Here is a 13856-nt window from a genome sequence, read left to right on the forward strand (position 1 = left end):
CGTGTTGACCTTCATGCCGCTCGAAGCCCCAGGATGGACGGCATGAGGGGACAGGGCGACCGGATGACGATCGGGGCGTTCGCCCGGGCCACCGACGTCACCACCAGCGCCCTGCGGTTCTACGACGACTGCGGCCTCGTCCGCCCCGACGCCGTCGACCCGGTCACCGGATACCGGTACTACTCACCGGACCAGATCGACGAGGTCGTCCTGATCCGCCAACTACGCCAGGCGGGACTACCGCTGGAAGACGTACGCCGACTGCTGACCGGCCCGGTGGAGATCGCCGAGGAACTGCTGACAGCCCACCTGCGTACGTTGGAACGCGCCGTCGAGGTCGCCCGCGCCAACGCCACCACCGCCCTGACCCTGATCCGGGACCGCACCAGCGACCTCTCCGTTCCCGGCCACACGCTGGCCGAGGCGATCGGACAGGTCGCCCCGGCCGCCGGCACCGACCCCGCGATCCGGATCCTCGGCGGAGTCCTGATCGAGGCGACGGCCGGCGAGCTCCGCCTGGTGGCGACCGACCGCTACCGGCTGGCGGCCCGGTCGATCTCCACCAGGGGCCGGCGCCGGGCGCCCGCGGCCGCCGTCGTCGCGGCCACCCAACTGAACCGGGTACGGCAGTGGATCGGAGACCAGGAGAGCGTACGGCTACGGTTCGCCGATCCCCACCTGCGGCTCGACGCGCCCGGCGGCGAACGGCTGCTGCCGACGATCGACGGAACGTTCCCCTCCTACCGGGTCGTCCTCGACGACCTACCCGAAACCCTGACCCGGATTGTCGCTCCTCGGGAAGCGCTCGTGACCGCCCTCGGCGGCGATCCGCGGGCAAGCCTCGATCTCCTCGTGGGCGACGACCTGACGGTCCGGCCGTCCGTCCACGACACGACGGTCACCGTCCCCGCCGACATCACCGGCCCACCGGTAGCGGTCAGCTTCCGGTTCACCACGCTGCACCCGGCCCTGTCGGCCAGCGTCGGCCCCGACGTGATGCTGCAGATCAGCCGACCCGACAAGCCCGTCGTCGTCCGCTCCGCCGACGACGGCGACTTCACCACCCTGGTCATGCCCGTCAGGGCGACCACCCCGCCCGCACCCCGAGGAGAACCGTGGACCAGCCGGCCCAGACCACGCCCGACGAGACCATGACGAGCATCGCCGCCGCGGTGGAACTCGGCCGGTCCGGGCAGCGGGTCCAGGCCCGCGACACCCTCACCGCACTCTGGGACCGCATCGGCACCACCGGCGACGCCTTCCACCGCTGCACCCTCGCGCACTACCTGGCCGACCTCCAGGACACCACGCAAGCCGAACTGGTCTGGGACGAACGCGCCCTCGCCGCCGTCGCCGACCTCACCGACGAACGCGCCCAGCGGCACCACCGTTCACTACAGGTCCAGGGCTTCCTGCCGTCCCTGCACCTCAACCTCGCCGACGACCACCGACGCCTCGGCAACACCGCCACGGCCCGCGAACACCTCGCCACCGCCCAAAACCTCGTCGGGTACCTGCCCGACGACCCGTACGGCGACATGATCCGTGGCGCCATCCAGAACGTCACCCGGGCCATGGCAGCCGGCTCGACCCGACGCCTCGACTCCCACCCGTCCTCGAACGGCGGTTGATCCGGTGTGCCGCTCGGGATCGTTCCGACCGGCACACCGCCGAACACCGCCGGATCAGCCGAGCTGCCGGGCGAAGAACCGTACGTCGCCGTCCAGCTCGAATGCCGGCATTTCGCCGTGCCCGCCGGAATTGGCGTGCAACGTCTTCTCCGCCGAACCGAAGGCGTCGAACAGCGCCAGGCTCTGCGCCCGCGGCACCCGCTCGTCGTCCCACTGCACCAGAAACCGCACCGGAACGGTGATCCGCGCGGCCGACCCGGCCGACGCCAGCGCCCCGCCCAGGCCGAGCACCGCGGCCCGGACCCGGGGCTCGGCGGCGACGAACGGAACACCGAGCCCACAACCCAACGACACACCCCAGTAGCCGACCGGGCCGGCACCGACCTGGTCGAGGTCCTGGACCGCGTCCAGAACCGCCCGCCACTCGGGAACGGTCCGCCGAGCCACGAGCGCCTGGAACGACGCGATCAGCGGAGCCAACTCCGCCCCGGCGGCCACCCGGGCCTGGTTGTCGGTCGCGATCCGGTCGTACTCCTGCTCCTTCGGCCGGTCGCCGTGAGCGGGCGCGTCGACCGCCACCACCGCGAAACCACACCCGGCCACGAAGCGGTGGGCGCGGGCCACGATGCCGGGCGCCCTCTTGTGCTGGCCTCCGCCGTGTCCCATCAGAACCAGGGGACGCGTGCCGGTGGCGCCGTCCGGCGTCCACAGCACGCCGGGAATCTCGCCGAGGGTGAAGAGCTGTTCACGGACGCCGTTCGACGACGTCTCAGAGGTGAAACGCATAGCGTGTCGAACCTTTCGGGATGCCTTCTGCGGGCACTCCCTAGACCATGCGGGGGAGGGAGTCCCGACCTGTCACAGCGTTGATCGGTCTCACCTCCTCAGTTCGCGGCGGCGCACGGCGACGCCGAAGCTATCACGGCCCGGTGGCGCGCCGGGCGCGCAGGGCGCGGAGCTTGTGCCGGTTGCCGCAGCGTTCCATCGCGCACCACCGCCGGGCGCCGGGACGGGACAAGTCGACGAACACCAGCGGGCAGTTGTCGCCGGCACACACCCGGATGCGTTCGGACAGCGGCCCGGACAGCAGCCCGATCATCTCCCGGGCCAGGGTCGACAGCGCCTGCCCGGCCCGCACCGGCGGCGCCCACGCCGCCGTCGTGCCGTCGGCGGCGAGCTCGGGGCCAGCGGCGGCCCGGCCGCGGCCCGGTTGATCACGTCGACCGCGCCCGTGGGGAGGGGACGCCCCGCCGCCCGGGCGTGTGCCGTGTCCCAGACCGCCTGGCGCAGCGTCCTGGCCGCGGTCAGCTCGCGGGTCGTAGCGGGAACCGTCAGGACCGCGACCAGCGGCGGCTGGGCCAGCCATCCGGCCAGATCGGCAGGCTCGTGGAGGGTCTCGAACACCGCGTACGGGCCCTCGCCACCGGTGTGGGCGAAGTCCAGGCAGACCGCGCCGGCGTCGAACCAGAACGTCCCTCCCTTGGGATCGTGCAGCACCCGTCCTGTTGCGTCCGTTCGCATGAAACCACTATAACCGGTGTCGTCACAGGTAACCGCTATAACCGGTGTCATCTTCAGGAGGCAGGCATGGCCGTACGACACGTCAATCCCGAGGGACTGCACCGCAGCCCCGCCTTCAGTCAGGCCGTCGTGGTCGAACAACCGGCGAAGACCATCTACATCGGCGGACAGAACGGCGTCGACGCCGAAGGCAGGGTCGTCGGCCCCACGGTCGGGGAGCAGGCCAGGCAGGCGCTCCACAACCTCGCGACCATCCTGGAAAGCGAGGGGGCGAGCCTGGCCAACATCGTCCACTGGACCATCGCCGTGGTGGACGGCCACGCGTTCGACGAGGGTTTCGCCGCCTTCCAACAGATGTGGGACCCGACCGACCCGCCGCCGGCCATCACCGTCCACGTCGTCGCCGGCCTGGGCCCCGGCTTCCTCGTCGAGATCGACGCCGTCGCCGCCGTGTGACCGGCCCCCGGGCGCCGGGGCCGGCCCTCACGGCCCCGGCGGCACCACCGACGCCAGCAACCGCCCCAACGACTGGTTCGTCCGGTTGGCCCGCACCGCCGCCCGCTGCTGACCCGCCGTCACGTCGATGTAGTTCTGGCTCGTCGTCAGACTCGCGTGCCCCAACAACCGCATGATCTCCGCCGCGTTCGCCCCGTCCTCCGCCAACCGCGTCGCGAACGTGTGCCGCAACGCGTGCAGCTGCGCACCCGCCGGCACCCGGTCGGTGATCCCCGCCCGCCGGTAACACGACTCCACCAGATACTGCAGCCCACCCCGCCGCAACGGCTCCCCGTGCCGATCCACCAGCAGCACCGACGTACGCCCCACCGACCGCGCCCCGAACCGCCGCTCCCGACTCTCCAGGTACGCCGTCACCACCGCGTCCAACTCCGGCTCCACCGGCACCACCCGCGCCCGACCACCCTTGCCGGCCACCTCGACCCGCCGCTCGCCGGGTCGGCCCGCCAGCGACCCCACCCGCAACGCCAGCAGTTCCGACAACCGCAGACCGGCACACAACGCCAGCGCGATCACCGCCATGTCCCGCTCCGGCCACGGATACCGCTGCCGCGGGTCGTCGTCGCGCGCCACCGCCTCCAGCAGCCGCTCCGGTGTCTCCTCGCCCCGCAGCGGCTTGGGTAGTGCCGGGGGAGCGGACGGCTTCCCGACCGCCGGCATCGGGTTACCGGCCACGACCCCGTCCGCGACCAGGAACGCGAAGAACGTGTTCCACGTCGACCAGGCCCGGTAGATCGAGGCGACCGCCCGGGTGGCGGCGAACCGGGCGAACGCCACCCGCAGCGTACGGGCGGTCAGCGCCGAGATCGGCAGGGTGGCCAGGGGGAGGGGAGCGTCGGGATCCTCGGCGATCAGGCGGACGATCGAGAGCAGGTCCCGCCGGTACGCCTCCAGGGTGTGCGGGGACGGCTTGCGGGCCGCCCGCGCCGTCAGGAACTCCTCGACCAGTGCCACCACCCGCTGCTCGCCGGTTTCATCCTGTTTGTCATGCATAAGGAATATTATGCAGCATTCACCGGTTCTTGGGAACCGGTAGTGGTGGCAGGCGCCGCTCGGGGGACACGGGTCGCGCGCTCGAGTTGTCCCGCCCGTCGGCGAGGCGTGTCGACCCCACGCGGGCATGTTCCGCCCGCGTCGGCCGTCGCCCGCCACGCGCAACACCCCGGTGCGGCAGTCGCCACCACGCCGACGTCCGCTCCATCCGCCCGGTTGCGAGGTCGCCCACGCGATCAAGGGGAAAGCGTGCCCGTTCCGTACGCCTTTACGAAGACGCAACTCCTTGATCAACGGGGAGGTCCGGGGCGGGGCGGCCGGGCGGCGGGTCAGGGCCGATAATCCGTAGGTTGACATAATGTACATTATCGAACCTCCACGGAACGCCGCCCCACACGTCCCGCCGGAGTCCGGCCGTCACTGCGGCCCGAGCACGCCCGTGCCTCCACATCCGTGTGCGAACGTCACTGTTTCCCCACTCGCACCGTCGCGCCGGCGATCGTGGCCCCTCGCCACGCGTACCGGATGAATTGGCCGATGCGACACGGCGTCCCGCCCCTTCGACGACGTCGCCGTCGGACGATACGCCAACTCCCCGGCCGGAACCGCGCATTGTTCGGCCCCGCCACATGCCGTCCGTTCCGTTTCGCCGTCACTGGGCGCTTCGGCCCGCACCTTGCCCGGCTGCGTCGAACGCGAGTGCGATAAATCGCAGCCCCACAATTCGGTCTTGGCACGGCACGTGACCGGCCAGTACGGTCGGGAAATCCGAGCCGGTCTTTTGATCATCACCAGATGGCGCCGGTTCGGATCCGCTTAGTCGTACTCGTACGAGCCGGGGACCCAAGCAATCGGGGTGAATCCGCGGACGATGTCCGCGGTAGGGCGACCTTTCCCGCCCGAATCCGTCAGCTAACCCGGTAGGCGGCCGTGGAAGGAGCAGAGCTTCGTGCAGCACCGAGCGTGCCCTGGTGGCACATCCCCCATTCCCCCGTTGCGCGGCGGACTGTCGCGTGGACCGACGATCACGGTTGTCACCTGACGTCGGATCACTGATCACGACACCAGATCGACCCGAACTCGGCTGAGCCCGGCCATTGTCGCCGGCGCCGGCTGTCCTTTCATTCCGCGTGATGCCCCATAGTGCGGCGTGCCCAATTCCGGGCCGCCGCTACGTGCGCGGGCTCCCGGAGGCAGCCGTGCTCTCTCTTCCCGAGCTGGTCGACGTCCGCCGTTTCCGATTGGGACGCCGACGACAGTCGGCAGGTAATGGAGCTTCTCGTGGAAAATTTCCGTTCGCACAATCCGTTCCGTCGCGCTATCCCCGACCGTTTCCGTTCGGTGGCCGTGGTTTCCGTCGCCGTACTCGCCGTGGCGGCGACCACGAGCGGTCTGTCGTCTGCTACCCAGGGTGAGGGTGCCGCAAACCCGGCCCCCGAGCCGGGTGTGGTGCAGATGGCGTTGTCGACGGAGCGGCAGCAGGCCGCGCCGCAGGCGCCCGCCGAGCAGGCGGCGGCGCCGAAGGCACCGGCTGAGAAGTCGCTGGAGCACGACTTCCAGTACCAGCCGAACGCCTACTACTGCGGTCCGGCGTCGACCCGGATCGCGCTGAGCGCGCAGGGGCACACGCCGGGCCAGGACAACCTGGCGCGGCAGTTGGGTACGACGTTCGCCGGCACGAACTCCTCCCAGGACATCGTCCGGGTGCTGAACAAGGTGATCGGCGAGGACGTCTACCGGGTGCGGGAGATCCCGGGCGGGGCGGCGACGCCGGCGCAGATGGACCGGTTGCAGGCCGATGTCGTCGACGCGGTGAGCAACGGGCGGGCCGTGGTCGCCAACATCGCCGGTGGGGCGACGGACAACGCCGGGTTCTGGCGCAGCTTCCCCGGCGGCCACTACGTCACGATCGTCGGGTACAGCGACGAGGGCCGGCAGGTCCAGGTCGCCGACCCGTCCGGGGTCGGTCCGGCGACGTACTGGATCAGCACGATCGGCATGGCGAACTGGATCGCCTCGCGCGGCTACTCCTACTGACGTCTACGCCTTCACACACGCGAGAGGCCAGCCCGGCGGGCTGGCCTCTCGTCGTACGTGTGGGTCAGAGTCCGCCGGCGACGCGCAGGATGGCGCCGGTGGCGTACGACGCGTCGGGGCTGAGCAGCCAGGCGACGGCGGCGGCGATCTCGTCGGGTTCGCCGGCGCGGCCGAGTGGTGCGCGTTGGGCGATGCGGTTGGGGCGGTCGGGGTCGCCGGAGACGGTGTGGATGTCGGTCCAGACGGTGCCGGGCGCGACGCAGTTGACGCGGATGCCGCGTGGGCCGAGTTCCTTGGACAGGCCGATGGTGAGGGCGTCGACGCCGGCCTTGGCGGCGGCGTAGTGGACGTATTCGCCGGGTGCGCCGAGGGTGGCGGCGGCGGACGAGACGTTGACGATGGCGCCGCCGTGGTTCATGCGACGGGCGGCCTGTTGGGCGCAGAGGATGGCGCTGACGAGGTTGACGTCGATGACGTGGCGCAGGTCGTGCGCGGTGAGGTCGACGAACGGGCCGACGCGGCTGGTGACGCCGGCGTTGTTGACCAGGCCGGTGACGGGCCCCAACTCCCCCTCGGCCCGGTCGAACAGGCGTGCGACGTCGTCGGGGTCGGTGACGTCGGCGCGTACGACGATGGCACGTCGGCCGGTGGCGTGGACGTCGGCGAGGACGGTTTCGGCGGCGGCGTCGTCGGCGCGGTAGCACAGCGCGATGTCGTGGCCGGCGGCGGCGAGCCGTCGTACGGTGGCGGCGCCGATGCCTCGGCTGCCGCCGGTCACCACGGTTACCGGTGTGTCTTTCACGCGCCACTCCCCTTTTCTGCCTGGTCGTGGTGCTGACGCTACCGCGCCGCCGTCCGGTGTGGAGAGCGGGCGTACGGTGGGCCGGTCGATGCCGTGGAGGTGTGTGGTGGCCGGTCTGGGCAAGGGTGATCTGGTCGGGGATTTCGAGTTGCCGGACGAGACGGGGACGCCTCGGCGGTTGAGTGCGCTGCTGGCGGACGGGCCGGTGGTGGTGTTCTTCTATCCGGCGGCGATGACGCCGGGGTGTACGGCCGAAAGCTGTCATTTCCGGGACCTGTCTGACGAGTTTTCGCAGGTGGGGGCGCAGTTGGTGGGGATCAGTCGGGATCCGGTGGAGCGGCAGCGGGAGTTTGCCGGCCGCCACGGGTTCGGTTATCCGTTGCTGTCGGATGTCGACGGGGCGGTGGCGCGGTTGTTCGGGGTGCGTCGGGCGTTGCCGTTGGGTGCGTTGTCGACGCGGCGGATGACGTTCGTGGTCGGTACGGATCGGCGGGTGTTGGCGGCAATCCACAGTGAGGTGAGCATGACGGCGCACGCGGACCGGGCGTTGGCGGTGTTGCGGGAGGCGGCGGCGGGTTGACGCGGGTGGGGTGTGTCTGTGCTCGACGTTGTCGGGGTGGCCTGGTAGGAAGGCTGCTGTCAAACATGCGTACGAAAAGAGGGTTGTGATGGCTACGCGCACCGCTGGGTTGTCGGCCGAGGAGCTGGAGGGCATCCGTGACTCGTTGGCGGCGGGTCGTAAGCCGAAGGTGGTGTTCACCGAGTCGGCGGGGCAGATCGCGGGGCAGATCGGTCAGGTGGTGGCGTTGACGGATCCGGCGGTGTCCGAGGAGTGGGTGGTGGTGCGGTTCGGTCGTGACGAGCTGCCGTTCTCCCCCGCCGATCTGGGGATCGCGCCGCGGGTGCCGGCCGGTCGGCGGGCGGAGCCGAAGGTGGAGGCCGCCGTGGAGCCGGCACCGGTTCCGGAGCCGGAGTTCAAGTTGGATCAGCCGCTGCCGGCGCCGCGGCCGGAGCCGGATTCCGAGCCGGAGGCGGAGGCGAAGCCGGCGCGGCGGGCGGCGAAGGCGGTCAAGGCGGCGAAGCCGAAGGCGGCGCCGGGGCTGACGGTGACGTTGGCGTACGCCGAGGGTGAGTGGACGGTGGGTGCGACGCAGGGCAGCAAGGCGTTGGCGAAGCCGTACGTCATCAAGCCGGCGGAGGCGTTGAAGATGGTGGCGTTGATCGACGTGCCGGGTGTGCACGAGGCGGTGGAGCAGATCGTGAGTGCCGAGCGGGCCGAGGCGGAGCAGCAGGCGGAGCGGTTGCGGTCGGAGTTGGCGGAGATCGAGGCGCGGTTGGCGGAGTTGCGCGACGCGGGCTGAGTGGCCCGCTCCCCGTGTCGCGCGCCGGTGGTGCGTGGCACGGGGGGTCGTGCGGGTCAGCGGTAGTCGGCGGCGTCGGCGTCGGGTTTGTCGCCGTAGTAGGCGTCGGTGATGAAGCGGGTGGCGTCGGGGCGGGAGCCGTCGAGGTCGGTGAAGCCGTAGTGGGCGGCGAGTTGTCCGGCGGAGAGTGCCTGTCCGGACCAGCGGGCGTGGTCGGGGTCGGTGGCCAGCGCGACGACGGCGCGGCCGATGTAGTGCGGGGTTTCGGAGATGGCGAAGAAGCGGTCCTTGGTGATGCCGTCGCGCCAGTTGTCCTCGGTGACGCCGAAGCGGTCGAGCATGTCCTCGGAGCGTAGGAAGCCCGGGGTGAGGGCGACGGCGGTGATGCCGTGCGGGTGGACTTCGTGGTGGAGGGTGCGGCCGATGCGGGTGATGGCGGATTTGACGAGGTCGTAGAACATGGTGCCGCGGTAGCGGTTGTCGAACATGCCGTCGCCGTCGGTGATTTCGCAGACCAGGCCCTGTTTGCGGTGGATGAGCAGGGGCAGGACGGTGTGCAGGGTGACGAGGTGGGTTTCCAGGGCGTTGCGGACGGCGCGTAGGCCGTTGTCGAGGTCGTGTTCCCAGATGGGTTTCCACTCGATGAGGTGGTCGCCGCCCCAGGTGTCGTCGACGAGGATGTCGAGCCGGCCGTCCTGTTCGGTGCTGATGCGGTCGGCGAGGGCGCGTACGTCGGTGGGGTCGGTGTGGTCGCAGCGGACGGCGATGCCGGTGCCGCCGGCTCTGGTGACGAGGTCGGCGGTGTCCTCGATGGTTTCGGGGCGGCCGATGTCGCTGCGGGTGGCGCGGGTGGTGCGGCCGGTGACGTAGACGGTGGCGCCGGCGGCGCCGAGTTCGACGGCCATGCCGCGGCCGGCGCCGCGGGTGGCGCCGGTGACCAGGGCGACGTGTCCGTGCAGGGTGTCGGGCATGGGTGTGCTCCTCAGGGGTGGGTGGGGTGTCGCCAGCCGGCGAGGATCGCGTCGAGGTCGGTGGTGAGCCGGTCGCGCAGGTGGCCGTCGGGGCGGGTGGACCAGTGGATGGCGGTGCCGTCGGCGGTGGCGGTGAGGATGCGGGCGGCGACGGCGGCGGCGGGTGCGCCGGGCAGGGCGCCGGTGTCGGCGGCGGCGCGGACCAGGGCGGTGACGGCGGTTTCGACGGCGGTGTGGAGGTCGGCGAGGCCGGCGCGCAGGTGTTCGTCGGCGAGTTCGGTGGCGAGTTGCGCGAGGTGGTTGGGGGCGGTGCCGGGGTCGTCGATGGCGGTGTAGCGGTCGACGAGGGTGCGCCGGATCGCGGCGACCGGGTCGCCGTCGGCGGGGCTGGTGGTGGGCGGCTGGCGTGCGGCGTCGATCGAGGCGGCGAGCATGGCGGTGAGCAGGCCGTGTTTGGAGCCGAAGCGGTGGATGAGGGTGCCGGCGCTGATCTGGGCTTCGGCGGCGATGTCGGCGAGGGTGAAGCCGGGGCCGTGGCGGCCGATGACGGCGGCTGCCGCCGCGAGCAGCCGGTCGTCGGTGATCTTTCGGGGGCGGGCCATGCCGGTTATTGAACCGTGGTGCAATAACCGGGGTCGACCCGGGGTCAGTCGGTGGGGATGTTGGCCACCCCGATCCGGCGCCGGAAGACCCAGTAGGTCCAGGCCTGGTAGGCCAGGACGACCGGGGTGCAGAACGCGGCGATCCAGGTCAGGATGCCCAGCGTGTAGCCGCTGGCGGCCGCGTTGGTGGTGGTCAGGGTGCCGGCCGGGTCGGTGGTCGACGGCAGCACGTCGGGGAAGATCGCGGTGAACGCGGTGGCGACGAGCAGGCCGGTGGCGACGGTCGTACCGGTGAAGGCCCAGCCTTCGCGGCGTACCCGGTTGGCGGCCAGGCCGGCGACCAGGGCGAGGATCGCGAGCAGGGTGAGGGCGACGGCGGCCGGGTTCTGGCGCAGGTCGAGGGTCCAGGCGAGGAAGACCGCGGTGAGCGGGAACGTCACCATGCCGAGGCGGCCGGCGAGCTGGTTGGCGCGTTCGCGTACGTCGCCGGTGGTCTTCAGGGCCAGGAAGAGCGCGCCGTGGGTGGCGAACAGGGCGAGGAAGGTGGCGCCGCCGAGCAGCGTGTACGGGTGCAGGGCGGCGAGCAGGTCGCCGGTGTACTCGTGGTCGGCGGACAGCGGCACGCCATGGACGATGTTGGCCAGGATGACGCCCCAGGCGACGGCGGGGACGGCGGAGCCGACGGTGATGGCGGTGTCCCAGCGGGCCTTCCAGGCGGCGTCGGGGCGCTTGTGCCGGTACTCGAAGGCGACGTTGCGGAAGATCAGGGCGATCAGGATGAGCAGCAGCGGCAGGTAGAAGCCGGAGAAGAGGGTCGCGTACCACTCGGGGAAGGCGGCGAACATGGCGCCGGCGGCGGTGATCAGCCAGACCTCGTTGCCGTCCCAGACCGGGCCGATGGTGTTGATCAGGACGCGGCGTTCGCGGTCGTCACGGCCGAGGGCGGGCAGCAGGATGCCGACGCCGAAGTCGAAGCCTTCGAGGATGAAGTAGCCGGTGAACAGCACGGCGATGAGCAGGAACCAGACGGTGGTGAGGTCCACGGGGTGCGCTCCGGGTCAGTAGGCGAAGGCGAGCGGCTTGTCTTCGTCGTCGTGGTCGGTGGGGTCGGGCTCGGGCGGGTCGGTGTCCGGCAGGCCGTGGCGGGCGTAGCGGACGAGCAGGCGTACCTCGACGACGGCGAGGGTGGCGTAGACGAGGGTGAAGGCGGTGAACGAGGTGAGGACCTCGGCCAGGGAGACGCTGCGGGAGACGCCGTCGCGGGTGAGCATCTCGCCGAAGACGATCCAGGGTTGGCGGCCCATCTCGGTGAAGATCCAGCCGAAGCAGTTGGCGGCCAGCGGCAGGACCGGCATGACGAGAGCGGCGCGCAGCAGCCATTTCGAGGTCGGGGTGCGGCCGCGGCGGTGGGCCCACAGGGTCCAAACGGCGATCGCGGCGGCGGCGAGCCCGAAGCCGATCATGAGGCGGAAGCTCCAGTAGGTGACCGGGATGATCGGGGTGTAGCTGCCGGGGCCGTACTGGGCGGTGTACTGGGCCTGCAGGTCGTTGATGCCGTGCACCTCGCCGTTGACGTCGCCGGTCGACAGCCAGGAGAGCAGGTACGGGATCTTCAGGGCGAACAGTTCGCGGCTGCCGTCGAGGCTGCCGACGGTCAGTACGGAGAACGAGGCGGGCGACTCGGTCTCGTAGAGCCCTTCGGCGGCGGCCATCTTCATCGGCTGCACCTCGGTCATGATCTTGCTCTGGATGTCGCCGGTGGCCAGTACGCCGGCGGTGGCGAGCAGGGTGACGGTGGCACCGAAGCGGGCGGCGAAGCGGTAGGTGTCGGCGTCGGGGTTGTCGGGGCGGCGGACGAGGTGCCAGACGGCGACGGCGACGATGAGGGAGCCGGCGACGAGGAAGCAGCCGAAGATGGTGTGCGGGAAGGTGATCAGCGCGACCTTGTTGGTCAGCACCGCCACGAAGTCGGTGAGTTCGGCCCGCCCGCTCTCCGGGTTGATGCGGTAGCCGACCGGGTTCTGCATCCAGGAGTTGGCGGCGAGGATGAAGTAGGCGCTGACGGTGGAGCCGATGGCGGCGGCCCAGATGCAGGCGAGGTGTACGCGTTTCGGCAGCCGGTCCCAGCCGAAGATCCACAGGCCGAGGAAGGTGGATTCGAGGAAGAACGCGAGCAGGGCCTCGATGGCGAGGGGGGCGCCGAAGATGTCGCCGACGAAGCGGGAGTAGTCGCTCCAGTTCATCCCGAACTGGAACTCCTGCACGATGCCGGTGACGATCCCCATCGCGAAGTTGATCAGGAACAGCTTGCCGTAGAACTTGGTGAGCTTGAGGTAGCGCTCGTTGCCGGTGCGCAGCCACATGGTCTGCAGGATGGCGACCAGGACGGACAGGCCGATGGTGAGCGGTACGAACAGGAAGTGGTAGACGGTGGTGACACCGAACTGCCAGCGGGCGACGTCCAACGCGTCCACGGTTCTCCCCCGTCATCGAGCTTCTACGACAGTCGGTAGTAAATACTACTGCTTGTCGTAGAGGCTTCCGGCCCTACCCGGGGGTGCCACACGTCACCTCCGGCTGGCGCGGCTGTGCGACGATCTACCGCTGATGGACGACTCCCCCACCACCTGGCGCGCCCCACGACTGTGGCTGTTCTTCCAGTTCCTGGCCCGCGTCGTCGTCGGGCTGCTGGCCCGGCTGAAGGTCACCGGCGACGTGCCCGCCGGGCTGCGGCACGGGCCGCTGATCCTGGCCGCCAACCACATCAGCCCGTTCGACCCGATCGTGCTCGCCGCCGCCTGCCGGGTCCGCCGGATCGCGCCACGGATCATGGCCACCGGCGGACTGTTCCGCGCCCCCGTCGTCGGCCCCGCCATGCGGCACTGCGGCCACATCCGGGTCGACCGGCGCACCGAGAACGTCGGACAGGCCCTGCACAGCGCCGCCGAGGCCGTCGCAAGTGGCTCGGTGGTCATGGTCTATCCCGAGGGACGCATCGGACTGGACCCCGGCATGTGGCCCGAGCGCGGCAAGACCGGCACCGCCCGGCTCGCGTTCGAAAGCGGCGCGACCGTCGTACCGGTCGCCCAGTGGGGCGCGCACGAGGTGCTGCCGTACGGCGCCCCGAAAGGGATGTTCGGCGGCATCGCCCGCGCCCTGGTGCGCCGGCCGGTGATCCGGGTGCACTTCGGGCCGCCGGTCGACCTAGCCGACCTTGACCCGGCGGTGCCGGGCGCGGCGCTGCGGGCCACCGACCGGATCATCGACGCGCTGACCGACACCCTGGTGCCGCTACGCCCCGACGAACCCGACCGGCCCCGGCACGTCGACCCCGCCCGACCGGTCGACACCAGCCGCATGCACCGCCGCCGCACCGGCCGTTGACGAACGGCCCGGGGAACGCTCAGAACGGCCCGGGGAAC

General features: G+C 70.9%; 16 protein-coding genes and 1 riboswitch. Of the genes, 7 read left to right on the forward strand and 9 right to left on the reverse strand.

What is annotated here, in order from left to right:
* Positions 1-33 precede the first annotated feature (33 nt).
* Both Prubr_RS29775 and Prubr_RS29780 read left to right on the forward strand, forming a co-directional pair.
* Positions 34-1155, forward strand: a complete 1122-nt coding sequence (locus tag Prubr_RS29775; RefSeq protein WP_212818180.1) for a DNA polymerase III subunit beta family protein — start codon at positions 34-36, stop codon at positions 1153-1155.
* Positions 1152-1631 (forward strand): hypothetical protein, encoded by a 480-nt coding sequence (locus Prubr_RS29780; RefSeq protein WP_212828708.1) that lies wholly within the window; start codon positions 1152-1154, stop codon positions 1629-1631. Before Prubr_RS29775 ends, Prubr_RS29780 begins: the two co-directional genes overlap by 4 nt.
* A 54-nt stretch (positions 1632-1685) precedes the next feature.
* On the opposite strand, the gene Prubr_RS29785 is transcribed toward Prubr_RS29780, so the two are convergent.
* From Prubr_RS29785 to Prubr_RS29790, 3 genes are all read right to left on the reverse strand, one after another.
* Positions 1686-2417 carry a dienelactone hydrolase family protein gene (locus Prubr_RS29785; RefSeq protein WP_212818181.1) on the reverse strand — a complete coding sequence of 244 codons (732 nt, stop codon included), beginning with the start codon at positions 2415-2417 and terminating at the stop codon, positions 1686-1688.
* Positions 2418-2550: 133 nt separating this feature from the next.
* Positions 2551-2769: a CGNR zinc finger domain-containing protein gene (locus tag Prubr_RS37245; RefSeq protein WP_246567821.1), complete on the reverse strand. Its 219-nt coding sequence runs from the start codon at positions 2767-2769 to the stop codon at positions 2551-2553.
* Positions 2727-3152, reverse strand: coding sequence for an ABATE domain-containing protein (locus Prubr_RS29790; protein WP_246567823.1), 426 nt, complete (start codon positions 3150-3152; stop codon positions 2727-2729). Before Prubr_RS29790 ends, Prubr_RS37245 begins: the two co-directional genes overlap by 43 nt.
* Positions 3153-3218: 66 nt before the next feature.
* On the opposite strand from Prubr_RS29790, the gene Prubr_RS29795 reads away from it, so the two are divergent.
* The gene (locus Prubr_RS29795; protein WP_212818182.1) at positions 3219-3608 is read left to right on the forward strand and encodes a RidA family protein; all 390 of its coding nucleotides are present in this window, start codon (positions 3219-3221) and stop codon (positions 3606-3608) included.
* A gap of 27 nt (positions 3609-3635) precedes the next feature.
* Here Prubr_RS29795 and Prubr_RS29800 read toward each other — a convergent pair whose 3' ends face one another.
* Positions 3636-4661: a tyrosine-type recombinase/integrase gene (locus Prubr_RS29800; protein ID WP_212818183.1), complete on the reverse strand. Its 1026-nt coding sequence runs from the start codon at positions 4659-4661 to the stop codon at positions 3636-3638.
* Between the two features lie 803 nt (positions 4662-5464).
* A riboswitch (cyclic di-AMP (ydaO/yuaA leader) is annotated at positions 5465-5603 on the forward strand.
* Positions 5604-6002: 399 nt separating this feature from the next.
* On the opposite strand from Prubr_RS29800, the gene Prubr_RS29805 reads away from it, so the two are divergent.
* Positions 6003-6698, forward strand: coding sequence for a C39 family peptidase (locus tag Prubr_RS29805; protein WP_246567825.1), 696 nt, complete (start codon positions 6003-6005; stop codon positions 6696-6698).
* Between the two features lie 64 nt (positions 6699-6762).
* On the opposite strand, the gene Prubr_RS29810 is transcribed toward Prubr_RS29805, so the two are convergent.
* Positions 6763-7500: an SDR family NAD(P)-dependent oxidoreductase gene (locus Prubr_RS29810; protein ID WP_246567827.1), complete on the reverse strand. Its 738-nt coding sequence runs from the start codon at positions 7498-7500 to the stop codon at positions 6763-6765.
* 106 nt (positions 7501-7606) lie between these two features.
* Here Prubr_RS29810 and Prubr_RS29815 point away from each other — a divergent pair, with 106 nt between their 5' ends.
* Positions 7607-8080: a peroxiredoxin gene (locus tag Prubr_RS29815; RefSeq protein ID WP_425517953.1), complete on the forward strand. Its 474-nt coding sequence runs from the start codon at positions 7607-7609 to the stop codon at positions 8078-8080.
* Between the two features lie 88 nt (positions 8081-8168).
* Positions 8169-8861: a hypothetical protein gene (locus tag Prubr_RS29820; RefSeq protein WP_212818185.1), complete on the forward strand. Its 693-nt coding sequence runs from the start codon at positions 8169-8171 to the stop codon at positions 8859-8861.
* 56 nt (positions 8862-8917) lie between these two features.
* On the opposite strand, the gene Prubr_RS29825 is transcribed toward Prubr_RS29820, so the two are convergent.
* From Prubr_RS29825 to Prubr_RS29840, 4 genes are read right to left on the reverse strand one after another with little or no spacing between them, the layout of a single operon-like run.
* A complete protein-coding gene (locus Prubr_RS29825) occupies positions 8918-9832 on the reverse strand; it encodes an SDR family oxidoreductase (protein ID WP_212818186.1) in 915 nt (304 codons plus the stop codon).
* A gap of 11 nt (positions 9833-9843) precedes the next feature.
* A complete protein-coding gene (locus Prubr_RS37800; RefSeq protein WP_212818187.1) occupies positions 9844-10434 on the reverse strand; it encodes a TetR/AcrR family transcriptional regulator in 591 nt (196 codons plus the stop codon).
* Positions 10435-10478: 44 nt separating this feature from the next.
* On the reverse strand, positions 10479-11477 hold the full coding sequence (gene cydB / locus Prubr_RS29835) for a cytochrome d ubiquinol oxidase subunit II (RefSeq protein WP_212818188.1): 999 nt from the start codon (positions 11475-11477) through the stop codon (positions 10479-10481).
* Between the two features lie 15 nt (positions 11478-11492).
* A complete protein-coding gene (locus tag Prubr_RS29840; protein WP_212818189.1) occupies positions 11493-12908 on the reverse strand; it encodes a cytochrome ubiquinol oxidase subunit I in 1416 nt (471 codons plus the stop codon).
* A 133-nt stretch (positions 12909-13041) separates the two neighbouring features.
* Between Prubr_RS29840 and Prubr_RS29845 the strand changes: the two genes are divergently transcribed.
* On the forward strand, positions 13042-13818 hold the full coding sequence (locus Prubr_RS29845; RefSeq protein WP_212818190.1) for a lysophospholipid acyltransferase family protein: 777 nt from the start codon (positions 13042-13044) through the stop codon (positions 13816-13818).
* Positions 13819-13856 lie beyond the last annotated feature (38 nt).

The sequence above is a fragment of the Polymorphospora rubra genome, assembly GCF_018324255.1.
Lineage (GTDB): Bacteria > Actinomycetota > Actinomycetes > Mycobacteriales > Micromonosporaceae > Polymorphospora > Polymorphospora rubra.